This is a genomic window from Pirellulales bacterium, from assembly GCA_033762255.1.
GTDB lineage: Bacteria > Planctomycetota > Planctomycetia > Pirellulales > JALHPA01 > JANRLT01.
This window is the reverse complement of the sequence record JANRLT010000057.1, coordinates 1-21,902: the sequence shown is the minus strand read 5'-3', so window position 1 is coordinate 21,902 and position 21,902 is coordinate 1. Positions and strand designations below refer to the sequence as shown.

Here is a 21,902-nt window from a genome sequence, read left to right as displayed (position 1 = left end):
CATAAATCGTTCCGGCGTCGTTCCAAGTGATGACGGAATTCCCCGCCGAGTCCATCGCCACCGGTTGACCAAAGTACGAACTATACGATTGATCGCCAACCGTCGCGGTATTCACGCGAAATTCGCCGCCGGCCGCTACGGTTGTTGTCGTACTGTCAACGGAGAATCGCTGAAGGAATGTACTTCCAGCTACCCCTACGCCATTTCCTTGTAGGGGTAGTCCATGAATGTCAGAAACATCGGAAACGGAAAGTTCATAGTGGCCCTTCAATAAGGGGTTAGCAAAGTGAACATCCACCTGAAACGAATTGGCCTCGTACGCGATACTGGAAATCAACGAACTAACATCTACACCATCTTTAAGCAGTTGCCAATTCGCAATGTTTACAATGCTGGTCGGACCAAATGCACCTCCTAGGGTGGACATTCTCTCGCTTAAGAGAAACCTTAACGCAATTGGTTCGCTCGTGAGTTGTACATTCTGTGGTGTAAGTGTCGATCCGCTTGGCTCGACAACACCGGTCACACTCGCCGGGATCATCACAAATCGCTGGATCTTGATTTGATCCTGATCAAGGGCTCCGTTGTAGTTTTGCACGGCAACGATAATTTTGTCCAAACCTCCAATTGTAGGAAAAGAAGAAATCTGCTGCCCCGCGATAATTTCATAGAAGTGGCCTTCGGCACCTTGCGGTACCGCCTGCCAGTTGAACTGCCTAATGGAAGCTCCAGGTGCCACCGATTGCAGAGGAGCCGCCCATGAGATGACGAAGTCGCCCACATCATTCAACGACACTCCGGCTCGTCCAACATAGACGCCGTCGTGTTCGTTCACTCGAAATTCGCCCTCGACAGGATTTCCGCTCGCGTCAAAGCGCTGCGCAAAGATATTGGATATGCCGGTTTGCCCATCGCTGATCCAAGTGACAACTGATTCGCCAGTAGCATTCATCGCGATCTGAGGTACACGCTGGTCACCGGCCACTACGGTATTTACTCGATATTCTGAACCAAGCTTACTCCCATCTGATGCAAATCGTTGGCCATACACACCTCCTGTGTTCAGGGCATCTTGGCTATCGCTAGTCCAGACAATTGTAAAATTTCCGTTTGCATCGACGGCAATTGAACTATAACCTTGGTCATCACTTTGATAGGTGTTGACCAGAAATTCCTCCCCAACCTTATCTCCCGTTGGACCTATTCTCTGAGCATAGACCGCAAGACGAGGGACGTTGCCTGTAATTGATTCTGTTTGGGTAACATATCCCACCACTCTCGTAACCGGCGGTTGACCAAATCTGTATCCGACAGTGCCATACTGGGGAATCAGAGTAGTTCTGACACCGAGCTGCACTGAAGTAGTGTCACCTGCTTGTCCTTTGCTTGTCCAAGTCACAACCGCCTGACCTTGTGAGTCAATTGAAACGGCAGGTTCGTTCTGAGAATCCGTCAAGTAGGAATTCACTACGATTTCCCCACCAATCCTCAAGCCATTGGCGTCGTATTCTTGTGCAAAAACATCAGTGTGGCTTGGATCGCCAGGGCTCGATCCTTGCCAAGCAACGACAAAACGTCCCGAGGCATTCATGGCAACCGCATGATGATCCTGGTCGCCGGCGGTCGTGGTGTTCACGACAAATGGATTACCCCTCGGTGCCCCATTCTCATAAAATAACTGAGCGACAATGCCGGTTCCGCTTCCATCGATTGTCCCCGTCCAGGCGACCACATAATTTCCTTGAGAGTCCGCTGCGACTCTGCCAGAGGAAATTTCGGTCGCGATCAATTCGGGCTGATTGCCAACTGGGCTGATCGCCAACATGGCGCGGCTTTCGAGGGTTTCCCACATTAATTGGCGGCGTGCTGACCCACGTTGCTGTCGTTTTGATTTAGCCAAGTTTTTACGCTTTCGGCTTTCAGGAGAATTTTTAGGAACTCCCAATAAATTGCAAAATTCCGCGTAGAGCCAGGTAAATCTGCTGTTGGTAGGCCGAATTTTTTTCATGACAGTAAGATCTCTAATGTAGGATTAATGAATTCGGTTGATGGGATAAAAGCTTCCACGCTTCGACCTGGGACAGGTTTTAGCGGTCAGGTGAAAACTGGCGTGTTCTGGTACCAAGCAAACCAACTCGAAAATAAATCATCAACGAACCGTTTCGCACGAATGCGCGACTAATTGAATGACTTATGTAAATTTCTCATTCTGATAATGCGGTCCAGCCGATTCCCCTGCTGCACAACAAACCCAATCTCCGTAGTCTGTGTAAGCCTGCTGCTTTAAGGGAGAGTAAGAGTTGAGGTAAATGCGAGTAAAGCCCAAGTCACGCTTGATAAATGTTCGGGTGAATTTGTTAAGGGTAGCAAGCTGCTTCAAAGCCTACCGGCAAGCGACCGGCAAGTTGCGATTTTTCCGCATCGCATTAATGTAAGTGGCACGGAAATCTGCAACCCTTCTGTTTGACCTGCGCCCCTAGCTAAAACATCGAGGGATTCATGTCCTCAGTGACACCACTGGGATACAAGCTCCGCAAAATGCGCTCGGAGCGCGTTCGCAAGCAAATTGATCTGGCGTTGCGGGGGGAGTATCCGAGCGGACGGTTCGGGCCGCCGTGAAATGTGTGCCGATTCGCTCGGACCTGCTCAAGTGCTAGGCATTTGCAATTGTTTGTGCTTCCAAACCAATTCCCCACAAGGAATCAAAAAAGTTAAGAACACACATTCGAAATTCTGGGAAATCAAGTCTCTTGAATTGTCCCTACTTCTAGAGGAACTGAATTTTAGAATTGTGGAACAAGAAAATTGAAAAAAGGGCAATTATAACCCAAAGTTAAAGCAAATCTAACAAATCGGTCTTTGCGCAAGAAGGACGCCGGGGTCGGGATTTTATCGATCCTCGACCCCGGCGCTGCCCCGAGTTCCTTATATCCTATTGAGTTCTTATCTGATCACTCTTGACTGATTCGCTCTTGAAAGGAATGTTGTTAGCATGACCTGCAAGTGTTGCGGTACCTCATTCAAATGTACCAGGGGCTGATGTTCCAAGACCGGCAAGCCACCGGCAAGTTGCGATTTTTCCGCACCTTGTCTAAGATATTCACACGGATTTCTGCATCGCTTGCGTTCACCCCTGCGCCCTTTGCCAGAACATCGAGGAATCCATGTCAGCAGTGACTCCCCTGGGAGAGAAACTCTGCAAGCTCCGCGCGGAACGCGGCTTTAAGCAGATTGAGCTTGCCTTGCGGGCGGGAGTTTCAGAGCGGACGGTTCGGGCCGCCGAAAAAAGCGTGCCGATTCGCTCAGACCTGCTGGAGTACCTGGCAATCGCCCTGGGCGTGTCGTTGCGCGATGTTTCCGTCGCCTCCAACGAACTCACGGAAATGTTGCGTTGGCGAAAAAACTGCCAAACGTTCGCTGAAACCGTGCGTCAATCGCTGTTCGAACGCGATGCCGCCAGCTTACTGGATGTCGCTCACTCAGACTTCGCGATTTATTATTTTGGGGCAATTCGGCAAGTGGAATCGGTCGGCGAAATTTTGGGAGAGTATTATGGTTACGATGGCATCAAGCAGTTTGTCGAAAATGCCGGCCATTTTTGGGACAAATCGCAAACCGGCAGGATTCTGATGGATGTCCCCAGCGGATCGGGAGATATTGTGCACCTGAGTGGCTATCACGAGTTTTTGCGAGACGATGGTCAAAGTATCTGGGGACGCTTCACGCTAATCGCCGATTTTGACGGCGAAAGAATACGCTCGCTACAAGGTATGATGGTGCCGGGCAAACCTCAAAAATAATAGCCGCGTGGCACAGAGATCGCGGGTGACCCAGGAAATATTTTCCTTGGCCGCGAGCGGCAAGAATCTATTCCTGATTGATCTAGCCAAATCCTGTGTTTGACTTTCTGTGATGCTGGCACACTGGATAATCTGCGCCCGCTATGTGCCAAAATGAGTGCAGACCAAAAATGACGCAGTCAAAACTGCCACATTGCAGAAGGAATGAGATAAACATTGCTTCGTTCGTTCCCGATCCATGAAGAAATTGCAAACATTCCCGCGCTCATACACGCACAAGCAGAGTTTTTCCTGCTCGTCGCGTACTGGTTGCGCAGTTGATCATCGCGCAGGTTGACCGCCTCCCGCTCCATTTTTGTTTGGGAGCGTGCGGCAGCGGTAGGGGCGGGCATAGAATCGCAGTGGCGTTTGCTCATCAGCGCCCCTCATGCCCTGGTAATCGCTGTTAACCAGATAGTGCGCGATTTGTAACTCATCGGTTGCGGTATTTGCCACCGAAACAGTCTCGAACTCTACAAGTGCAAGCCAATACAGCAGTTAGCAACATCCAAAAATAGAGAATCGGTTCGTAAAGGGTTGGGCACGGGGAGGGTGAGGGCCATATCCACACCCCCGGCAATCACTGACGCCCGCTTATCGGTCCCACTGCGCACAAGTACCGTGAAAATCGCAGCGGTACACGAACACTCTACCCTGCGCCGTCTAAGTTCGACACCGCCGAGAAGATTTGCTGTGCGCTTGTCCTTACTTTGAGCCAAATAGATATCACAGCAATCTCCTGGCATTTCCGTATTATTAGGATAGTATTTTATTTCGATTTTGCGATTCTAAATGTATTGACTCATGGAAGGTCGCTTGGCATACTAGCTGTGCTATCAATTTGGCCAAATTGGTAGCTATTTCTAGGAGCCACATTTCAACTAACTTAAGGGGCAGCTTCATGCGGACTTATGTCCTGGCAGGTGCGTTGTTTTTTTGCGCGGTTCTTCGACTTGCCGCACGGCGTCCCCAGCCATGATACCTTTAGCCGGGTCTTCGCGATCCTGGACACGGGCCAGTTTTTGACCTGCATCCATTCTTGGATGGATCGATTGGCGGGCAGCTTGCGCGGCCAGGGGATCGCACTGGATGGCAAAACCCTGCTCGGCTCTTATGATACCGCGGCGCAGAGCAGTCCGTTGCATTTGCTGACGGCCTATACCACGGGAACGCGGTTGGTGCTGCGGCAACTGAAGGTGCCGGAGGGAAGCAACGAAATTCCCACCGCTGGGGAACTGTTGGAGTGCCTGGAATTGGCCGGGGCCATTGTCACCGCCGACGCCCTGCATTGCCAAGTGGAAACGGCAAAGTCCATCATCGCGCGGGAAGCCGATTACGTGCTGACCGTCAAAGGGAACCAACCCGGCTTGCGCGACGCCGTGTTCCAGGCATTTGCCGACCACGACGAAGGGACCAAACCGCTGGCAAAAGTTCGGCGGCAGGTGGTGGGCGAACGGAATCGGGGCCACAAGGAACGCCGCACCTGCCTGGTGGCCCAGGCACCCGCCACGCCGGAGTTCGCGCGTTGGCCCGGACTGCGGACGATTGGCCTGATCACGCGGGAACGGACAGTAGGGGACCAAGAGCAAGAGGAATCGGTGTTCTTCATCAGCAGCCTGCCTCCCCAGGTCCGCGAGTTAAATCAACACCTGCGCGACCATTGGAAAATCGAAAACAGCCAGCATCACGTGCTGGATGTAACTTTTACAGAAGATGACAGTCGGATCCGCAAGCATGCCGGTCCCGAAATCACCGCCGCCTTTCGCAGGCTAGCACTCAATATTCTGCAGCGGGACACTTCCGTCAAAGATAACATCCGCGGCAAACGTCTCCGCGCAGGCTGGGACGAAGCCCTCCTCGAACAAATCTATGCCGCTTTTCACGGGTAATTTTATGCGATTGCCCTGCTGCCTGGGCAGTGCATGTCAGCAAACTTGCCGCTCGGTGGAGCACGTGCTCAGCGCTTGCCAGTTGTCTTGGATAAACTGTCCCTTGTTCCTCGCCCATCCTACGATCTGCCTGTTGAGGGGGTCGTTACTCACGCCGCTTGATACACGACCCACGGCGTGCGGTAGCCGAGTGCCTGAAGCGGACGCTCGTTCCTCCGCCAGATCGCGGAGTTTCGCGACGGCACTGGCGGCGGTCAGGAAGGCGTGCGTCAACTCTTGCGATTGACGGGGTTTGAAGGCGGCGAGTTCGGTTTGAGTTGCAGTCATCGATCGTTCTCCTTGGTGAGTGTGTGTTTGGTGAGTTCTTGGCGGGCAAGTTCGACCACACGTTTGGGAATGAGGTAATAGTAAATGGGCCAAAAGGCCCCGCTGCGCTTGGCGACCGCCACCCATTCGCTGGTGAGGCTGCCGCATTTCCGCAACAGGCGGGCGTGCCCCGCGCTGGCCATGATCTTTTCGAACTTGTGCAGCCAGGCCGGATCGAAATAGCATCGTCGTCGGCCATTGCCACCCCGGAACCGAAAACCGTTCCGTGTCCTGAGTCCCTTGCGACCCCAGTCGAAGAATGTTTGCTTGTGCAACTGTTGGGGTAAATCGGTGGAAGGGAACTCGCTTATTTTCTTCATGCCCTAACTGTGACACCCACGACTCATGAGTCCAGAGTCTTTCTCGAATATTTTTCAAAATAGTATTTTGCATTCCCAAGCAGGGGTATAGACTCTGGACATGACCTCGATCCCGCGCTTGCAAATCACGTTTCACAACGCCCAAGAGTTCCGTCTCTTCTGGGTCAAGTATGTCACCGGGTTTGATCCCAGCGCCCACTGTGCGCGGTGCCTGATCGGCAAATACAGTTCGCTCTTCCCCTATGGCCCACCCCGACAGCAGCACGTGGCTGGCGAGCTGCAAGAGCATCCCGGCCAGTACGTGTATCTGTGTGGTTACACGGGCGTTTGGAAAAAGAATTTGCATATCGTGGGAACTCCCGATCCCCAGGCTTACATTGAATATTCGGACCACCGCCTGGACCTGGTGCTCGAGGGGATGCGACCAGTGCCGATCAGACCGGCTGACAATCCGCCGGACTTGCCCGAGGAATTTCTTACGTGTCGCTGCTGGCAGTTTGGGTGGCACGCTTTCCCCCACGCCGCTCGGCAATTGGAACTGTTTCCCAAGCCGCCAACACGTCAGCCGACCGCCCGTAAGAGATCCCGCCGGACAAGGGACCGAACGGCTTGATCGACTCAGCAACCCGGCAAATCACCTCCTCGCCTACTCTGTGGTGATTGAGTTTGTGAGGCTGGATTTCCGTGGGTAAATGTTCTGCAATATCATGGTTTTTGCCCAGAATATGTGCCAAAAACACGATTCCGAAATTTTTTTTCTCCGGCAACCAACTCTGTAGATATTCGTGACTATTCCCAACGGGGTCAGGGACATTAAACCCGCAGGAAGGACCCGTGGTGAGCCACGGTGAATCATTAGTCCTTTTGGTTGAGTTAAGCTGGGTAGTCTCTCCTCTGGATTTCATGGTTACTGGTTGCAGTTGTGCCAAATCTCTCTTTATATACCGGTATATTGGCAGCCTTTATTTATTTAGCGCATTTTTACGACCGAATTCAAAGGCTGCCATTGGCAAGGTATATAGGCCCATTTTTGGCATTCAATATGGCACACATTGACGAAACCCCGTATTTTCCCGAACGGAATTTAAGTCTGCCAGAATTCAGACACTTTAAAGGTAGCCAGAATTCTTAAACAACTGAATCGGATTATCAGAACTCAATGCCAGGGAGCTTCCATAACCATTTACCATTTCTGCCACCGATTCGTTCACTCACAATTTCAAGGTCCCCCTTTACTCGCCAAAGAGTCCTTTGAGAAATCCCTCTTGCTTCAGCCATCGCTTCGAGTTCACTGGATTCCTGGGGCCCGAACTGCAGGGCTTCTCTCAGGAAACTTTTAGCCTCTTCGCTAGCCTTGCCTGGACGCCCCCGACTTGGTCTTCGTTCCAGAGCATCATCGGCGGTGCACTTTACAGGCTCGGTTCCCCAGGCCACCTGGGAATCGATAATCTTAAAGCCTAGGCCAAAGACCTCAGCAGCAAGATTGCTTTTCATCGGCAGTATTAGCCTGTTCGTTTGGTCCTCTGGGTCTTTTGTGACAACCCAGGCTGTCCGTGCCATGCCAATAATGCTGATGCTGCCTGATGTTCTATAGAGCGCATTAGCACCCCCACTCTTGTTAAGGTGAGCAATGAGCACAACAGCCGCCCCTGTGCGCTGGGCAAGTCCCTTGAGTGGGTCCAATGCCTGCCGTATTTCGCCGCTGTCATTCTGTTTGACGCCGACCAAGTAGGAACTAATGGGATCGATGATAATTAGCCTGCAATCACCTAATTGACCTGCGGCCTGTTCCAAAATGTCCAGGTCATGGAGTAGACAGAAGTGCCGCTCTTGCTCCCCTGTGCGGATCGCGTCCAACAAGTGAATCTGGCCTACGTCCGCCCCCATAGCATCCAGGCGGGGACGGATCGTGTCCGCAGCGTCATCTTCTGCGTTAAGTACCAACACGCTTCCTCGAGGGGCTGAACTGCTCGGGGCATCGGGCCAGGGGGTGCCCAATGTCACTCGCGTTGCCAAGTCGAGGGATACGAAACTCTTACCTAGTCCGGGGTCGCCCGATATAAGGGTCACTTTGCCGCAAGCGATACGTTGTGGCCAAAGCCAGGTTATAGATTCTGGTTGTACATCATTCATACAAATTACCTTGGCTTGTGACGCTGTGCGGAATGTGATCGTTGATATATCTAGACTTGCCTCGTCCAGGGCTAGGCCGGTCTTGTTGTCCAGCAACATTCGCTTTAGTTTGTAATGCCGCTCAAACCGAATATGTGCATCTTTGACAGTTGCCAGATGCTCCTGCCATAAGTGCGTATTCGCCGCTTGCCGGTAGATGCCGCCGACCACCAACGCCGCGTCGCTTATACCGCTGGCTTTGAGTTCCTGGACTAATAGAGCTTGATCTATGCCTGCCCCCCGCGACACCATGCCTATCAGCCTGCTGGCCACTATTTTGTAGTCGCAATGGTAAAACCATTCCGCCCGAAATTGTCGTACTATCTCAGTCTGCTTAGCGTGGTCAGGTTCCAGAATGACCGCGGCCAGTAGCGTTCTTTCTGAGTCGTAGGTGTGCTCAGGTGCTTCCAGCAATTCCTCTTTTATTTTGACACTCACTTGATATAATCTCCATGTGGTCAACGTTGCAGCGTTGGCCGCTATCTATGAACAGGTTGAGCATAAAGACGATGATCAAAGCCGCGATTTGCAGTCGCGGCTTTGATCATTTCCAGAAGAACTCCCTTTCTTTCGCGACTGCGCCCACACCTGCAACAAGAAGCGTCTCTGGCTTAGCTTTAGTTGCTGGAACATGAGTCTAGTTTCATGATGTTCATTCAGAGTCCATGCATCTGGCATGCAGTACAAACCTGCGTTTGACTCTTCGAGCCAATCATACGGATTTATGGCGGGTACATAATCCCAGCTCACAAAAATGACCTGTGTCCTCTGTCCCGATAAAAGATTAGGGACATCCGGACACAGGTCATTTGCAGAATGTCCCTCATTGTCTCGATGACAGGCTGCAGGGTCCGTGTGACAATTGCTTGCTGAGTTTGTTGTCCATCTCAGATCACCAGGCTCACGCAAGCAGGGATTCCTTGTGACGAATTTGGCCAAAAGTACTGGACAAGCGGGCCCAAATTGGGATCATGAACAACATCGGGAATTACCAATCCTGATCGATATTCCGGGGACCAGACCGACCGCGGAACAGTTGGCGGAAACGCGGCAGGTATGGTCGCGGGCCTATGGCCGAGTTCTTTCCGACGCTGAGGCCCTGGAAATCTGGCAATCCGTGCGCCGCTTAGCCGAAGTCCTGTGTAACATTCAGTACGAAACACGACATGAACATCGTCATTTGGGCCAGAGTTTCATCGCGTGAGCAACGGGAAGGTTATTCCATCGATGCGCAGCTTCGCTTGAGCCGGTTGCGGGCCCAAGAGCAAGGTTGGCAGGTTGTGCGGGAGTTTGTCGTGGCCGAATCGGCCAAGCGGGGGGCCGAGCGTCTAGCCTTCCAGGAGATGTTCGCCTGGGTTAAGGCTCACGCCAAACGCGAGAAGATTCAGGCGATCCTGAGCCATAAACTGGATCGCGTCTGTCGCAACATGCGGGATGCCGTCCGCCTGCAGGAGTTGGAAGATACTTGCGGCGTCCGACTGGCATTTGTGGAGAACCAATTTGGCCCCGGAGCCGCCGGCGCGCTCTCTTTCAATGTGATGGCGGCCGTCGCGCAGTATTACAGCGACAACTTGCGCACGGAAGTTCTCAAGGGGATGGATGAAAAAGTGCGACAAGGCTGGCCCACCGGCCTGGCGCCATTTGGGTATTGCAATACACGGGACCGGGAAGAACCGATCCAACCGCATCCGGAAAAATCCCGCACATTGCTGAGGATGTTTGAGCTGTACGCCTCGGGAGGGCACACATTTCAGACCCTCGCCGATCAATTAGCCCGGGAAGGGCACACGTTTCGTCCCAGTCAGCCTAGATTCAACCGGACGGCACTGTCGTATATCCTGGGAAACCGCTTTTACTTGGGGGAATTGCATCGGCATGGTCACGTTTATCCTGGGCGTTACCAGCGGATTATCGATCGTACGACATTTGAGGCTTGTCAGGAGATCCTGCAAGGTCGCAACCGCCGCCGGAGTTCGCCCGTCCATCCCTTGGCCGGCGGGCTTTTCCGGTGCCAATTTTGCGGTCAGGGAATGACTGGTGAACGTATTCGCCGTGCCATCTCAGGTGGTGAAGTGCGTGAGCACCTCTATTACCGATGTGCCAACAACCATCCTGGACCGGATCACCCGCGCGTGCGTTGGAAATCGGCAGATTTGGAAAGCGCAATTCTGGACGACCTGGCACGCTTGCGTTTCAATTCTGCCGAAATTGCCACCTGGTTCCGTAACACCCTGGCAACGGCGGTTACCGACTTGACTGCTTCACAACGCAGACAAGCCACGGCTTTGGCTAAGCGGAAGACGGAACTGGCAAATATGCAAGAGCGGCTGCTGAATGTCTATTTATCAGGGACAATCGAAGAAGCCGTTTATCGGGACAAGTCCCAGCAACTGAAAGCGGAATTGGCGAGAAACGCGGATGACCTGTCCCGCTGTGAGCAGTTCGACGAATCACGCGGAGAACTGGCGCTGAGATTGTTCGATTGGACCCAGCGTCTGCCGGAAATCTGGCGCCGTTCAAACAACGCCCAACGTCGCGAGATCTTGCAGGCGATTTATTTGAACCGTGCTGTTAGCGACGTAAGTCTAGTCGCAGTAATGAGAAAGCCCTTCGACGTGCTCGCCGAAGGGCTCGAAATCAAAAATAGTCGGAGTGACAGGATTTGAACCTGCGACTTCCTGGTCCCAAACCAGGTGCTCTAGCCAGGCTGAGCTACACTCCGGAAAGCTTATTTTACGTTATGCGGCAATTTTACGCAAAGGGGCGGGTAAATCCACAATTCTTGGCATAAAACGGAATTCTAAAGCAATTTGGAGGTGGACAATTACCCGTTGTTTATGACAGATCTGCCGACGCATTACCAACGGGATCGATTGCGGGTCTGCCAGATCGACGACGGTACGGGGAACCCGCAGCGCGACGCGGCTTACCTGTAACCACAGACCAGATCGGCGACGAAACGTCGCAGCTACCGGGGAAACCGCAGTCCGACGTGGCTTACCAGCAGCCAAATACTAAAAACCAAAAACTAAATACCCAAGAGCGTGACCACCCACGGTAGTAAAACGATCCCCCAAATCACCCGCCGAATCAGAACCGGCGCGGGTGCACGGCAGAGCCGATGGCGGATCAGGCCCAATATTAGCGTCACGGTCGCTGTGCAAAGCGCCGCAAACCGCAAGTATTCCGTCAATAACTGCTGCCGGGGCGTGGGTGGCGTGATTGTGCCGTAAAAGATCGCGGCAAACCAACCCAGGGTTAAACAGGCGCTTAAGAGCGCTGCCACCAGCCAACCGGTGGTCAAAAAGGCCACCAGCGCTGATTCCGCCGATGGAGCGGGGGAGGAAGGTGGATTATCAATCGGTGTTGCGGGACGGGATAATTTGCGCCGACGCGCTTTAGAAGGGGGCATCATGACATACTAGCACTGAATTATCTCTCTTACAGGTGGACGCTGGGAAACAATCGCGTGCTAGGCATAATGATACGTTACCGTCAAATCGCCATGCCGGTCAAACACCACGACGATCCGCAGGCCGCACGCATATTCATAGGTCACAATCCCGCGTTGAAAGAGCCCCTTGCGGCTGTCAACACAAGGTTCGTCAAGACAGCAGACCGGCAGGCACACCGGCACGCAGACCGTGCATCCCGTGCGCGGATTGCATACAAGCAGCGTACTGGCAAAGTCCGGCTGATCCGATAAGCAACTGCGACGAACTCCCCGTTCACGATAGGTAATGCACGGCGCGTGTTCCTGTCCCGCGGAGCCGCCGGACTGGTCGGGAAGGGGAATATCAATCACCAGCGGCGTGGCATCCACCGCGGGCCCAATCAACACACTGGGGGGAGCGGCGGCTCGGTCTGAGGGGGACCCCGTCGGAGCGGGAAGAATTTCCCTGTCGGGCGCGGCGAGTAACGGCGCTTGCCCTGGAACTTCTGGCAGTGCTTGCCGCGTAAGGGTGCTGGCGGGGGGAGCCTCGGTCAAATGACGCCGCGAAGACGGTTCCCGCGCGGGAAGCGCGGCGGCGGCCAGGACGGCAACAATCCCCCAGCCAAAAGCCAAGCCCAATCGTTTTAGTAACATCGGCCGCACTCCTTATGACAAGATGCTCGTTTCGACCGCGATTAAATAGTATGCCAAAGCATTCGTTTTGAGGGGGAATCAGCCGCTGGGCGACGGCCCCTGGTTCTTGCCGCTTTTACCGAGGTCCGCGATCCACGGATCATCCTCGTTGGGACGAACCGTCACGGAGCACGAGGCGTCGGGGGAAAAGTGTAACACTGCTCTATTAAGCTTGGCATATTTCGCGATCCAAGGAAAGTGCCAATTTGGCGGGATCCGGGTCGGCTGGGTGCTAGCAATTACAACGATTATAGCAAGGGCTAGTGCCAGAATTCACGGGGAAAGACCAGGGAAATTTGCTCCGGGCAGGGAATTGACATAGGGTTTTTATTGGCAGAGGCTTTTGTCCGCGCGGGAATTCCAGACGCATAGTACAAAATCGCCTCTGCCACTTTTCCAAAGAATAAGTTTGATCCCGATCGGCATTCGCCAGCGGGTCAGGCCCGCATCCGGGATCCGTCCCCACACGATTACTTTGTCGTCGAGGTTTGCATGTCGCAATATGCCACCGCCTTCTTGGATGAAGAGCTGGGTACAGGATTCACGGCTGTAGACGAACCGGAATTTCACGCCCACGGTTCTCCTCCCCCGCCCCCCCTGGGGGAGTTGGGGGGACTAGGCGGAGATCCATGGCAGGGCGGGGCGTTACTGCCGGTGCAAACCGCCCTAGACGCGTGGCGGGGGACGCAGACCGAAATCGAGGTCGGTTTGACGGAATTATTCACCGAGTTAGAACAATATCGCGAACGGTTTTACAACGAAGAGCTGAAGTTGCGGGAGGAACGGCTGCAACTGGCCGAATTGAAAACCCAATTAGCTTATGAGCGCGCCGACTGGGAGGCCGAACAACAAGAATCCGGCAGCGATTTACAGCACAAGCTGCGCGATTTGGAACGAGAGCGGAGCGAATTGGAAATAGAGCTAGAATCCATTCGCAATCGGGCGGCGGAGCTTACCGACCAATTAACCGAACAAAAGCGGCACCTGGCCAAGGAGCGCGAAAGCTGGACCAACGAATTTCGCCAATTGCGGCAAACGCTGGAAAAGCAATCGCAATTACTGGCTCAGCGGACCAGCGCCGCCGAAACGGCCTTGCGCGGGGGGGGAGGGCAGCATTCCCCGACCGCGGCGCCGGCGAGCCCCGCGCCGCGCCGTCAAGAAACCCCCGCCTCCGACCCGGTCGTGGGAACGGTGAAATCGCAATTTCAACTATTGCAAAATGATATTGCCCGTCGCCGCGCACAACTGAAAAAGAATGAATAATCCCAGTTCAGGCGTTTGACCCGTGGCCTTCCGCAACAAGCCGGAGAGTCGTACGGGAAGTTCCGCTGGACATATTTTTTTGATGGGTTTGCCGATGAAATTGCCACCATTGATCCTGACAACTCCACTGTGGCTGATCGTGGGGGGAGGCATCGCCGCCATGGGGGCGGTATTGTTTAATCCCTACCTGTTCGGCGTGGGCGCGGTGGCATGCGTTTGTTCGACAGGCGCGGCTTGGCTGCAAAAGCAACGCGGCCGCAAATTATCCGTCCTTCCCGGACCACCGGTGGACAATTCTCCGGCGGCGGTGGAGTCCCACTTTCAATCCGCGCCGCCGGAATCGGTGCCCGACTTGATCCAACAATTGCTACACGACGGGCGCGCGGCGTTGCTGTTGCGACCGCAGTTGGCGGCCGATCTGGAACCGGCCCAAATCGAACAAGCGCGCGAACAACTGCTGCTCGACATGGCGTTGATTCCCGGCGGACGGGTCAATTTACACTGGATGGCGGAGTCCGATGGAGGGCCCGATCATCCCCCGTCCGTGGACTTGCGCGGGCAGTCGGTGGCCCCCTTTTTTTTAGACCGCACTCCGGTGACCAATCGCCAATACCTGGCCTTTGTGCAGGCGGGGGGATATGCGCAGGTATCCTTGTGGGAGGCCGAAGTCCTCCCCGCCGTGGTCGAATTTGTCGATATCACCGGACAACCCGGGCCGCGCTATTGGATCGACGGCTGTTATCCCAAAGGAACCGGCGATCAACCGGTGGTCGGCATCAGTTGGCACGAGGCCCAGGCCTATGCCCGCTGGGTGGGAAAGCGGCTTCCCACCGACGCCGAGTGGGTCAAAGCGGCGGCGTGGCCGGTGCCGGTGGCGGGGAATCGCCTGAAACAACGGCGTTATCCGTGGGGAGACGCCATGGAACGGGGCCGGGCCAACTTATGGGAGCTGGGCCTGGGAAAAATCGCGGCGGTGCACGAATTTAGCGGCGGCTCGACGATCAATGGCATCCAGCAGTTGATTGGCAATGTTTGGGAATGGACCGACGGGGAGTTTCGGGCCGCGCGCATCGCGGGACTGGACGACGGCGCGGAGCGGCTGCGTTCGGTGCGCGGGGGGGCCTTTGATACGTATTTTGAACATCAGGCCAGCAGCGAATTTGCCAGCGGCGAATCGGCCTTGGCCCGCAAGCATAATATCGGTTTTCGCTGTGCCCTGGGTTGGCAGGGAATCCAAATCGGCGAAGACCTCGTTCCGCCGGAATCCGCGCTGACCGATGCCGCCGCGCCCCGCGCCGCGGAGGAGCAAGCGGATATCATGCCGCCCCAGGAAGAACCGCCAGAGTTAATCCATTCCGCGCAGGCAGAGACACAGGCGTTGGAGCGGCTGGAAACTTCCCCGGGGACCAGTACCGAACTTCCGCCCCCCCGCGGTAAAAAGACCGGCGAGAGCAGCGCCTGGAATTGGGGACGCGGCTCCGATAGCGGGGCCTGCGCGGTTGTTGGCCGCTCGGTCGGCAACAGCAGCGATGACTACTAAATGATCAATCCCGTACACTATCTTTTCACTTGCAGATTGCGGCCCGCTTATGTCCCACACGTACCAACCGTTGGAATCGTTGCGCCTCGCGCAGTATGTCGAGCAAATTCCCTGCTATATCTGCGAAGAGGGTAACTCCTTTGACGCGGAACTGTGCCGCTATTGTTTTGCCCCCATGGCCCTGGCCCATCAGGTCAACGTCCAACAGATTCGCCCGCAAATGCTGGGGGTGTTGGGGCCTAGCGGCGTGGGTAAAACAGTGTATATGGGAATGCTCATGGATATGCTATCGCGCAGGCCGCAGGGAGTGCAGCTTTTGACGCGGGGGGCGTTTTCCTTGACGTTGCAGCAAAACACGATGGCGGCTTTGGCCCGCTGCGAATTTCCCGCCAAAACCCCCAGCGAGCCTGACCGCTGGAACTGGCTGCATTGTCAGATCACCATGCCCAAGCGCAGCCGTCCGCTGGAGATGATCCTACCGGACCTGGCCGGGGACGCCTTGTACGAGGAGGTCAACCATCCTTATACCTATCGGGGTTTGCGGTCGTTTTTAGAAAAAGCCTCAGCCATGGCGCTCTTGGTGGACGCGCCGGAATTGCGCAAAGGCTCGCGCGAGCAAGACTACTACAGCATGAAGCTGCTGCATTACCTGGATGAGTTGGATCGCGACTCCAAGGCCGCCTGGCATCACCGTCCCCTGGCGGTGGTGTTGACCAAATCCGATGAATGCGATCTGGATACCGCGACTGCCGGGCAGTTTGTCCAGGAACACGCGGCGGGGTTGGCGCAATTACTGCGCGAGCGATTTCGGCGACATCAGTTTTTTGCCGCGGGCGTGGCGGGGGCCTGTACCACGCGCTACGTCAAGGGGCAAGGTTATGTGCAGTATCCGCTGCGCATCGAGCCCCGCGGCATCGTGGAGCCTTTTGTCTGGTTGATGGAGCAAATTCCCCAGGGTAAACGCTAATCTTCCCCCGGTCCCGCGCCTGTCGCGCTAGCCCCATTGCTCCCTAGTAAGTATCAACTCCGCCCGCTGAAGCAGTGACCAATCGGTGGCGGCAGTCAAGTTAGTGCAGCTATCAACCACTCCCCTCAACCCGGCAAATCCACCCGCCCGCTTACCGTTCTGTTGGCCGTGCCGATGTTTGAACAAGCGATTTTCACTTCGACCACCACGGCGCAAGCGGCCGGGTATCAATTGACGCGGGCCTCGGCGGGTCTGACCCCGGTCGAATGCCAGGCCCTGGCGAAAATCTCACCCACGCATGAATCGTTGACGCCGGGACATTATGACTTTGGCAGCGTCAATTACTGGCGGCTTCCCACGGGGCGATATTGTCTCAGCGTGACGCGAATCGCCGGGCTGGATTACAGCGGCCGAGGCGAAAGCCTGGAAACAAGACTGTTTGTGGGAGGAGCCGACGTCTGGGAACGGTTTGGCGCGCAACCCTTTGCCCTGGTCCGGGCAATTACCGCCAAGGGACTGTTGCTACCGGAATTGACGGCGCAGGGCCCCTTGGGCAGGTTTCCCCTGGTGGGGCGGGCCGCCACCTGGAATAAGTCGGCCATTGAGTTGATTTGCCAAATCTTTACCCCGGGAGAACTGCAAGGTTTGCTAGAGGAATTGGCCGCTAACGCCACCGTCGTCCTAAGCAACTGCGCCGCGGTGGCGGGACACTTGGGCCCGCGGCCGGCGGAAATCTGCGTGCAGACGCTATTCAATATTTTGCCGCCGCAATTGCGCGCGGAACTTACGTTTAGCGCGGGGCTGCGGTTGTCGCTCGCCCGGCGGTTGCGCATTTTGGCCTGGAATCAGCCCGATCCCGCCGGCCTGCAAAGCTGGCCCGCCGGCACCACCCTCGTGGAGTTCTTGCCCGAACGCGGCGGCTGGTTTAAACGCGCCGAACGTCGCCAATGCCAGCCGCAGCCACTTTGGGCGGAACCGCGCGGCTGGGTGCGGGTGCTGCAATCCAGCGTCAATCCCACCGACGCGCAGCGCAATCTAGCGGCCCTCTGCGCGGCGCAAGCCTGGACCTGGGAGTCTTTGCACGACGCCCAACCCCCCGCCTTTGCCAAACGTCCCCGTTGCCAACAGTCTTCCTGCAACTCCGCGGAACTGGTCTTTAGCCCATAGGAAAAAGCACGTATGCCAAATACGGCGGATTATTCCGAGCCGAAAATCGTGGCCGCCCTCGAGCAGCTGGATGACCTGGTGTATGCCGCCCTGGCCGGAGGACGGACGGAATTGCAAACGCTCCTAGGCCAATGGCCAACCATTTGCGCGAGCATCCCCCCGGCCCGGTTGTGGGATTGCCGCATTCATTATTTGGATTACGCGCTGCGCATCTGCGAGGGGACATTGGCGGAAGGCAAGACCCCTAGCCCCCTCCCGCCACTGGACTCTTTTGCGGAGGGGCCTGAATTAAAACCGGAACCCCACATTTCCCCATCGTTGTCGCGGGCGGAATGGGCAATCGAGGTGATCTCCTTGTTGTTTGAATAATCCCTTATTTCTGTTTTTCCTCCGCCGGGGCAAAGCCCGCTTCGAGCAATTCTTCGTAGCCGGTCCGTAATGGTTCCAGCTTGTAGGGTAGATCCGCGCACAGTTTGCAGGCTTGCTTAGATCGGACCCCGGCGGCGCAGTGGACATAAATGATCAGATCCGCGGGTTCGGCGGGGATTTTGCCCGCTAGCAGCTTTGATAATTCAGCCGGTTCTTTGGCCGCGGCTTTGATTTCATCCAAGGGCAAATGCACGGCGTCCCGCAAATGTCCCGCGTCCCATTCCTTTTTTGAGCGAACATCAATCAAGATCGCCTTTTTTTCGGCCAAATTCTTTTGAATCAAGGGAAGATCATCCAGCGGCGAATCCGCGGCCAGCAACCCGGCGGCGGAATTGAGTGTCAAACAGATCCCGACCCAGACCCAACCTAGCCAAAAATAACGTGATAGCATGGCGGTTCCCGCAAAAGTTCCTTGGTGATGGCAACTGCTCTTGGGTGATTTCCCGCTACAAATTATCATGCGGCCCGGAAAATTCGTCAATTGCCGTGATTATTTTAGCATTTATGGCGGCCCAGCATGTCACGGGTTGTTTGCATAGCCAATCAAAAAGGGGGCGTGGGTAAGACCACGACCGCCATCAACCTGGCCGTCGCCCTGGCGCGGGGGGGGCGGCGCACGTTATTGGTCGACCTGGACCCACAATGCAACGCCACCAGCGGATTGGGGCTGACACCCTCCGCGCGGCATCCGTTGGTCTTGGAGCAACCACTGCATCAGGCGGTCATGGCCACCGCCACTACGCAGTTGGAGCTGCTTCCCGGTAGCCGCAGCTTGCCCGATATTGCCCGCCTGGCCGCCGAGCCACAGCAACCGGTCGCTACTTTGCAGCGACATCTGCGCAACGGCCTGAAACATTATGATTTTGTGCTGCTCGATTGCCCCCCCACCCTAGGAGAACTGACCCGCGCGGCCCTCGCCCATGCTTCCGAGGTGTTGATGCCGATCCAGTGTGAATATTTTGCGATGGAAGGGCTGACCCAGATGATTGAAGTCATTCGCGGGGTGATGAACGGGGGAGGATGTGAACTGCAATTTGGCGGGATTCTACTGACGATGTTTGATCCCTCGCTGGAGTTAACCTACGAAGTTGAGCGCGAGGTGCGCGAGTTTTTTGGCGAGATTGTCTTTCGCACGGTCATCCCCCGCGATGTCCGCGTCTGCGAGGCTCCCAGCCACGGCCAGGCGGTCCTGGATTATGCCCCCCGGTCACGCGGCACGCGGGCGTATCTCGAACTCTGTCAAGAAGTCCTCCGATTGTAACTCCCATTCACTCCCCACTATCCACCATTCACTCCCCACTATCCACCACCCACTCCCCACTATCCTCCACCCACTCTCCCATGTCCACCGCACCCCGTCGACTTGGCCGCGGCCTGGAAGCCCTCTTGGGCCACACGGCCGTCGCGACCGTCCCTCAACCGCAATTGCACCTGCATCAACCCGATGCCGACGCCCCCGCCGTTGCGGAATTGCCGCGCGTGGGCGTGTACGAGATTGACCGCAACCCCTATCAACCCCGCAAGGACTTTGCCGAAGAGCATATCGCCGAGCTGGCCGACAGCCTAGATCGCCATGGACTGTTGCAGCCCCTGGTTGTTCGCCGCGTGGGCGAACGGTATCAACTGATCGCGGGAGAGCGGCGGTTACGGGCGGCGATCAAGGCTGGCTGGCCCGATGTGCCGGTGCAAATTCGCGACATTGACGACCGCCAAATGTCCGAACTGGCGATGGTCGAAAACCTGCAGCGCAAGGATCTGAATGCCCTGGAAAAGGCCGCGTCCTTTGCGGCGTATTTGCGGGACTATCGCTGCACCCAGGAAGAGTTGGCCCAGCGGCTGGCATGCGACCGCTCGACCGTGGCTAATCTGATTCGCCTGCTGGAACTGCCCGCGACGGTTCAACAGGCCTTGCGTTCGGGTGCCCTGAGCGCGGGGCACGCGCGGGCGCTACTCCCCCTGGGGGATGAACGAGAACAAATACGCCATTGTCAATTGATCCAAGCCGAAGGGTGGAGTGTCCGCCTGACGGAACAGCGGGTGCAGGAATTTTTAGACGGCGAGGACGCCGCCGCGCCCCAGGATCAAGCGCGCGACATTATCCCCTCCGCCACGGCCAAGAATAAGCACAAACCCGCGCGAACCCGGACCAGCCAGTTGGTCTCCCTGGAGCAGGAGTTGCGGCAAGCCCTGGGGACCAAGATCGATATTCGACAATCGGCCCGCGGCAAGGGGAAAATTGTGATCCACTTTGGCAGCGCGGACGAGTTTGAACGCCTGCGCGAATACCTGGTGGGCGTGGAGGATTAGAGTGGGTGGGGGAGATAAGAGGTCGCGGCAAACCGAGCGAGTCAAAGTCCCCGTAGCGGCGAGTTTTACTCGCTGATCTAACGCTCTATAACGATTCGTTTCGGATGATTCGTAAGGCATTAGTCCGCGGTTCAAGCGGCAAGAACCGTGGGTTAGCGCCCAGCGGCTGATCCGCCTCACGTGAATCTCTAATTTTGACACAGCACTAGTGTTTGACGGATTAGCGGTTGTCCCATTGCTGGCTTGCCCGGCGGTGCAGCCAGTCTTCACCGCAACCCCAGCATGCCCAGGACCATTGTCGTGAACAATAGAAAAGCAGTCACGATCACCCACCATGGTAGGCGGCTGGGCTCATACCCACTCTTGTCCGGGTCCGCCGCAAAAAACTGTGCCTCACCCAGGAAATGAATACCGCACTCGGGGCAACGGGTTGCGGTTGCTAATATCCATTTTCCGCAGCGGCCGCAGCGAACCGAGCTGGCGTTTTCGTCGCGTCTTCGCCGGTGTTCTTCGAAGTTGAGTGGCTCGTCGTGCATGATATACCTTATACGGCGGAGCGGAAACTCAAGGCGATGTGCTGCTTAATTCACTGGTCGAACGACCCAAGCATGTTCGATGGCCGGTAGCGCAACTAGCCTGTGCAAAGCGTGATTAGTGATATTATGTAAACGACCAGGCCGCCAGGAGGAATTGCTGGGTTGGCGTTACGGCTTTTCGTATTTGATGTCCTGTAAATGCTCTGGAAGGGTCGACTCCGGCGGCAGATCGAGTAGACCTGCCGCGCTCATTAAGGGCTTGGTGGTGTCGAGGTAGTGGAAGAAGAACGCAAACCGCTTCTCGCCGATCTGCAGCTCGTCGTAGGCCGCCTGCCAGTTACTCTGTGGCTGACCAAACACCTCTTGCGTGACTACGCCGAAGTCAAAATCAGAAGTGTTGCTTTCGAGTTCGACAAGGTGTACCGCCTCTTCCGCCGGTATAGGGTGGATGCCGATCACCCGCGCCCACTGCGACATGATACTACCTCCGATACAACAAGGCCAAAGCCCATAAACCCGCCCGCGGGCCGACACGCTAGCACTCCACGGCGCCATGCCTGTTTGGGATGCAGGGTATGGTTGGGCGGCACCTTCATGCGATTCGCGCACCACCTTTATTTGTGATGGAGATACGAAAAGCCGCTTGCTCGTCCGTTGATAAAACATCTTGTCGCTGCCAGCGAGGTACATCATTACCATGTACATCGAGTAAACGAATCTCACCCGCATCAAGCATGAATAAAATCGCGCGGACAAACTTGTCTTTTTGACCAAATAATGCCAGTGCTTGCCCTAAATGAAGGTCTCCGCCCAAAAGCTCGTCGAGAATTGTAAGCTCTGGTGACATTATGTTAATGAATTATGGCCGTGATCATCCAGCAAGGAACGGCGGACGCGTACCGCTCTCTGGGAATGGTTATAAACACGCGGTGGCCAAGCGATGTTGACTAAAATCACGACTTGACGGTCCATCACGCCTTA

22 protein-coding genes and 1 tRNA gene are annotated in these 21,902 nt (G+C 55.7%); 12 read left to right on the top strand and 11 right to left on the bottom strand.

The features are described 5' to 3' along the window. Window positions 1–2,008 (bottom strand): hypothetical protein (locus SFX18_15860; protein ID MDX1964626.1); only part of this gene is annotated, 2,008 nt, incomplete at its 3' end. Window positions 2,009–3,164: 1,156 nt separating this feature from the next. On the opposite strand from SFX18_15860, the gene SFX18_15855 reads away from it, so the two are divergent. After that, window positions 3,165–3,800 carry a helix-turn-helix transcriptional regulator gene (locus SFX18_15855; GenBank protein ID MDX1964625.1) on the top strand — a complete coding sequence of 212 codons (636 nt, stop codon included), beginning with the start codon at window positions 3,165–3,167 and terminating at the stop codon, window positions 3,798–3,800. Window positions 3,801–3,979: 179 nt separating this feature from the next. On the opposite strand, the gene SFX18_15850 is transcribed toward SFX18_15855, so the two are convergent. Continuing rightward, window positions 3,980–4,216 (bottom strand): hypothetical protein, encoded by a 237-nt coding sequence (locus tag SFX18_15850; GenBank protein MDX1964624.1) that lies wholly within the window; start codon window positions 4,214–4,216, stop codon window positions 3,980–3,982. A 534-nt stretch (window positions 4,217–4,750) separates the two neighbouring features. Between SFX18_15850 and SFX18_15845 the strand changes: the two genes are divergently transcribed. After that, complete coding sequence (locus SFX18_15845) at window positions 4,751–5,728, top strand: ISAs1 family transposase (GenBank protein ID MDX1964623.1); 978 nt, start codon at window positions 4,751–4,753, stop codon at window positions 5,726–5,728. Window positions 5,729–5,764: 36 nt separating this feature from the next. Here SFX18_15845 and SFX18_15840 read toward each other — a convergent pair whose 3' ends face one another. Further along, window positions 5,765–6,055 (bottom strand): hypothetical protein, encoded by a 291-nt coding sequence (locus SFX18_15840; GenBank protein MDX1964622.1) that lies wholly within the window; start codon window positions 6,053–6,055, stop codon window positions 5,765–5,767. Further along, on the bottom strand, window positions 6,052–6,414 hold the full coding sequence (locus SFX18_15835) for a hypothetical protein (protein ID MDX1964621.1): 363 nt from the start codon (window positions 6,412–6,414) through the stop codon (window positions 6,052–6,054). Before SFX18_15835 ends, SFX18_15840 begins: the two co-directional genes overlap by 4 nt. Window positions 6,415–6,514: 100 nt before the next feature. On the opposite strand from SFX18_15835, the gene SFX18_15830 reads away from it, so the two are divergent. Further along, window positions 6,515–7,027, top strand: coding sequence for a hypothetical protein (locus SFX18_15830; protein ID MDX1964620.1), 513 nt, complete (start codon window positions 6,515–6,517; stop codon window positions 7,025–7,027). A 536-nt stretch (window positions 7,028–7,563) separates the two neighbouring features. Here SFX18_15830 and SFX18_15825 read toward each other — a convergent pair. Beyond that, the gene (locus SFX18_15825) at window positions 7,564–9,024 is read right to left on the bottom strand and encodes an AAA family ATPase (protein ID MDX1964619.1); all 1,461 of its coding nucleotides are present in this window, start codon (window positions 9,022–9,024) and stop codon (window positions 7,564–7,566) included. A 484-nt stretch (window positions 9,025–9,508) separates the two neighbouring features. On the opposite strand from SFX18_15825, the gene SFX18_15820 reads away from it, so the two are divergent. Together SFX18_15820 and SFX18_15815 are read left to right on the top strand one after the other, a co-directional pair. Beyond that, complete coding sequence (locus SFX18_15820) at window positions 9,509–9,790, top strand: hypothetical protein (GenBank protein MDX1964618.1); 282 nt, start codon at window positions 9,509–9,511, stop codon at window positions 9,788–9,790. Beyond that, window positions 9,753–11,252 carry a recombinase family protein gene (locus SFX18_15815; GenBank protein ID MDX1964617.1) on the top strand — a complete coding sequence of 500 codons (1,500 nt, stop codon included), beginning with the start codon at window positions 9,753–9,755 and terminating at the stop codon, window positions 11,250–11,252. The genes SFX18_15820 and SFX18_15815 overlap by 38 nt, the downstream gene beginning before the upstream one ends. Here the strand turns inward: SFX18_15815 and SFX18_15810 are convergent. The 3 genes from SFX18_15810 to SFX18_15800 all read right to left on the bottom strand — a co-directional run bounded on the left by SFX18_15810 (window position 11,234) and on the right by SFX18_15800 (window position 12,673). Continuing rightward, window positions 11,234–11,308: transfer RNA gene (locus SFX18_15810), tRNA-Pro, on the bottom strand. The genes SFX18_15815 and SFX18_15810 overlap by 19 nt on opposite strands. A 306-nt stretch (window positions 11,309–11,614) precedes the next feature. Then, a complete protein-coding gene (locus SFX18_15805; GenBank protein ID MDX1964616.1) occupies window positions 11,615–12,001 on the bottom strand; it encodes a hypothetical protein in 387 nt (128 codons plus the stop codon). A 57-nt stretch (window positions 12,002–12,058) separates the two neighbouring features. Beyond that, window positions 12,059–12,673, bottom strand: coding sequence for a hypothetical protein (locus SFX18_15800; GenBank protein ID MDX1964615.1), 615 nt, complete (start codon window positions 12,671–12,673; stop codon window positions 12,059–12,061). 531 nt (window positions 12,674–13,204) lie between these two features. Between SFX18_15800 and SFX18_15795 the strand changes: the two genes are divergently transcribed. From SFX18_15795 to SFX18_15775, 5 genes are all read left to right on the top strand, one after another. Continuing rightward, a complete protein-coding gene (locus tag SFX18_15795) occupies window positions 13,205–13,975 on the top strand; it encodes a hypothetical protein (protein ID MDX1964614.1) in 771 nt (256 codons plus the stop codon). Between the two features lie 94 nt (window positions 13,976–14,069). Continuing rightward, a complete protein-coding gene (locus SFX18_15790; GenBank protein ID MDX1964613.1) occupies window positions 14,070–15,515 on the top strand; it encodes a formylglycine-generating enzyme family protein in 1,446 nt (481 codons plus the stop codon). A gap of 49 nt (window positions 15,516–15,564) precedes the next feature. Continuing rightward, the gene (locus tag SFX18_15785; protein MDX1964612.1) at window positions 15,565–16,482 is read left to right on the top strand and encodes a hypothetical protein; all 918 of its coding nucleotides are present in this window, start codon (window positions 15,565–15,567) and stop codon (window positions 16,480–16,482) included. 174 nt (window positions 16,483–16,656) lie between these two features. Further along, complete coding sequence (locus SFX18_15780) at window positions 16,657–17,649, top strand: hypothetical protein (protein ID MDX1964611.1); 993 nt, start codon at window positions 16,657–16,659, stop codon at window positions 17,647–17,649. Between the two features lie 12 nt (window positions 17,650–17,661). Beyond that, on the top strand, window positions 17,662–18,018 hold the full coding sequence (locus SFX18_15775; protein ID MDX1964610.1) for a hypothetical protein: 357 nt from the start codon (window positions 17,662–17,664) through the stop codon (window positions 18,016–18,018). 4 nt (window positions 18,019–18,022) lie between these two features. On the opposite strand, the gene SFX18_15770 is transcribed toward SFX18_15775, so the two are convergent. Next, window positions 18,023–18,469, bottom strand: coding sequence for a rhodanese-like domain-containing protein (locus SFX18_15770; protein ID MDX1964609.1), 447 nt, complete (start codon window positions 18,467–18,469; stop codon window positions 18,023–18,025). Window positions 18,470–18,595: 126 nt separating this feature from the next. Here SFX18_15770 and SFX18_15765 point away from each other — a divergent pair, with 126 nt between their 5' ends. Continuing rightward, window positions 18,596–19,339 (top strand): ParA family protein, encoded by a 744-nt coding sequence (locus SFX18_15765; protein ID MDX1964608.1) that lies wholly within the window; start codon window positions 18,596–18,598, stop codon window positions 19,337–19,339. 80 nt (window positions 19,340–19,419) lie between these two features. Then, window positions 19,420–20,385, top strand: coding sequence for a ParB/RepB/Spo0J family partition protein (locus SFX18_15760; protein MDX1964607.1), 966 nt, complete (start codon window positions 19,420–19,422; stop codon window positions 20,383–20,385). A 704-nt stretch (window positions 20,386–21,089) separates the two neighbouring features. Here SFX18_15760 and SFX18_15755 read toward each other — a convergent pair. Beyond that, window positions 21,090–21,398 (bottom strand): hypothetical protein, encoded by a 309-nt coding sequence (locus tag SFX18_15755; GenBank protein ID MDX1964606.1) that lies wholly within the window; start codon window positions 21,396–21,398, stop codon window positions 21,090–21,092. Window positions 21,399–21,513: 115 nt separating this feature from the next. Continuing rightward, entirely contained in the window at window positions 21,514–21,768 is a 255-nt protein-coding gene (locus SFX18_15750) for a hypothetical protein (GenBank protein MDX1964605.1), read from the bottom strand. Window positions 21,769–21,902 lie beyond the last annotated feature (134 nt).

What these genes read in the sequence shown, in the direction of transcription:
- SFX18_15855 (MDX1964625.1), top strand. Translation starts at nt 3,165, where the DNA reads ATGTCAGCAGTGACTCCCCTGGGAGAGAAACTCTGCAAGCTCCGCGCG.
- SFX18_15850 (MDX1964624.1), bottom strand. Translation starts at nt 4,216, where the DNA reads ATGAGCAAACGCCACTGCGATTCTATGCCCGCCCCTACCGCTGCCGCA.
- SFX18_15845 (MDX1964623.1), top strand. Translation starts at nt 4,751, where the DNA reads ATGTCCTGGCAGGTGCGTTGTTTTTTTGCGCGGTTCTTCGACTTGCCG.
- SFX18_15840 (MDX1964622.1), bottom strand. Translation starts at nt 6,055, where the DNA reads ATGACTGCAACTCAAACCGAACTCGCCGCCTTCAAACCCCGTCAATCG.
- SFX18_15835 (MDX1964621.1), bottom strand. Translation starts at nt 6,414, where the DNA reads ATGAAGAAAATAAGCGAGTTCCCTTCCACCGATTTACCCCAACAGTTG.
- SFX18_15830 (MDX1964620.1), top strand. Translation starts at nt 6,515, where the DNA reads ATGACCTCGATCCCGCGCTTGCAAATCACGTTTCACAACGCCCAAGAG.
- SFX18_15815 (MDX1964617.1), top strand. Translation starts at nt 9,753, where the DNA reads ATGAACATCGTCATTTGGGCCAGAGTTTCATCGCGTGAGCAACGGGAA.
- SFX18_15805 (MDX1964616.1), bottom strand. Translation starts at nt 12,001, where the DNA reads ATGATGCCCCCTTCTAAAGCGCGTCGGCGCAAATTATCCCGTCCCGCA.
- SFX18_15800 (MDX1964615.1), bottom strand. Translation starts at nt 12,673, where the DNA reads ATGTTACTAAAACGATTGGGCTTGGCTTTTGGCTGGGGGATTGTTGCC.
- SFX18_15795 (MDX1964614.1), top strand. Translation starts at nt 13,205, where the DNA reads ATGTCGCAATATGCCACCGCCTTCTTGGATGAAGAGCTGGGTACAGGA.
- SFX18_15790 (MDX1964613.1), top strand. Translation starts at nt 14,070, where the DNA reads ATGAAATTGCCACCATTGATCCTGACAACTCCACTGTGGCTGATCGTG.
- SFX18_15785 (MDX1964612.1), top strand. Translation starts at nt 15,565, where the DNA reads ATGTCCCACACGTACCAACCGTTGGAATCGTTGCGCCTCGCGCAGTAT.
- SFX18_15780 (MDX1964611.1), top strand. Translation starts at nt 16,657, where the DNA reads ATGTTTGAACAAGCGATTTTCACTTCGACCACCACGGCGCAAGCGGCC.
- SFX18_15775 (MDX1964610.1), top strand. Translation starts at nt 17,662, where the DNA reads ATGCCAAATACGGCGGATTATTCCGAGCCGAAAATCGTGGCCGCCCTC.
- SFX18_15770 (MDX1964609.1), bottom strand. Translation starts at nt 18,469, where the DNA reads ATGCTATCACGTTATTTTTGGCTAGGTTGGGTCTGGGTCGGGATCTGT.
- SFX18_15765 (MDX1964608.1), top strand. Translation starts at nt 18,596, where the DNA reads ATGTCACGGGTTGTTTGCATAGCCAATCAAAAAGGGGGCGTGGGTAAG.
- SFX18_15760 (MDX1964607.1), top strand. Translation starts at nt 19,420, where the DNA reads ATGTCCACCGCACCCCGTCGACTTGGCCGCGGCCTGGAAGCCCTCTTG.
- SFX18_15755 (MDX1964606.1), bottom strand. Translation starts at nt 21,398, where the DNA reads ATGTCGCAGTGGGCGCGGGTGATCGGCATCCACCCTATACCGGCGGAA.
- SFX18_15750 (MDX1964605.1), bottom strand. Translation starts at nt 21,768, where the DNA reads ATGTCACCAGAGCTTACAATTCTCGACGAGCTTTTGGGCGGAGACCTT.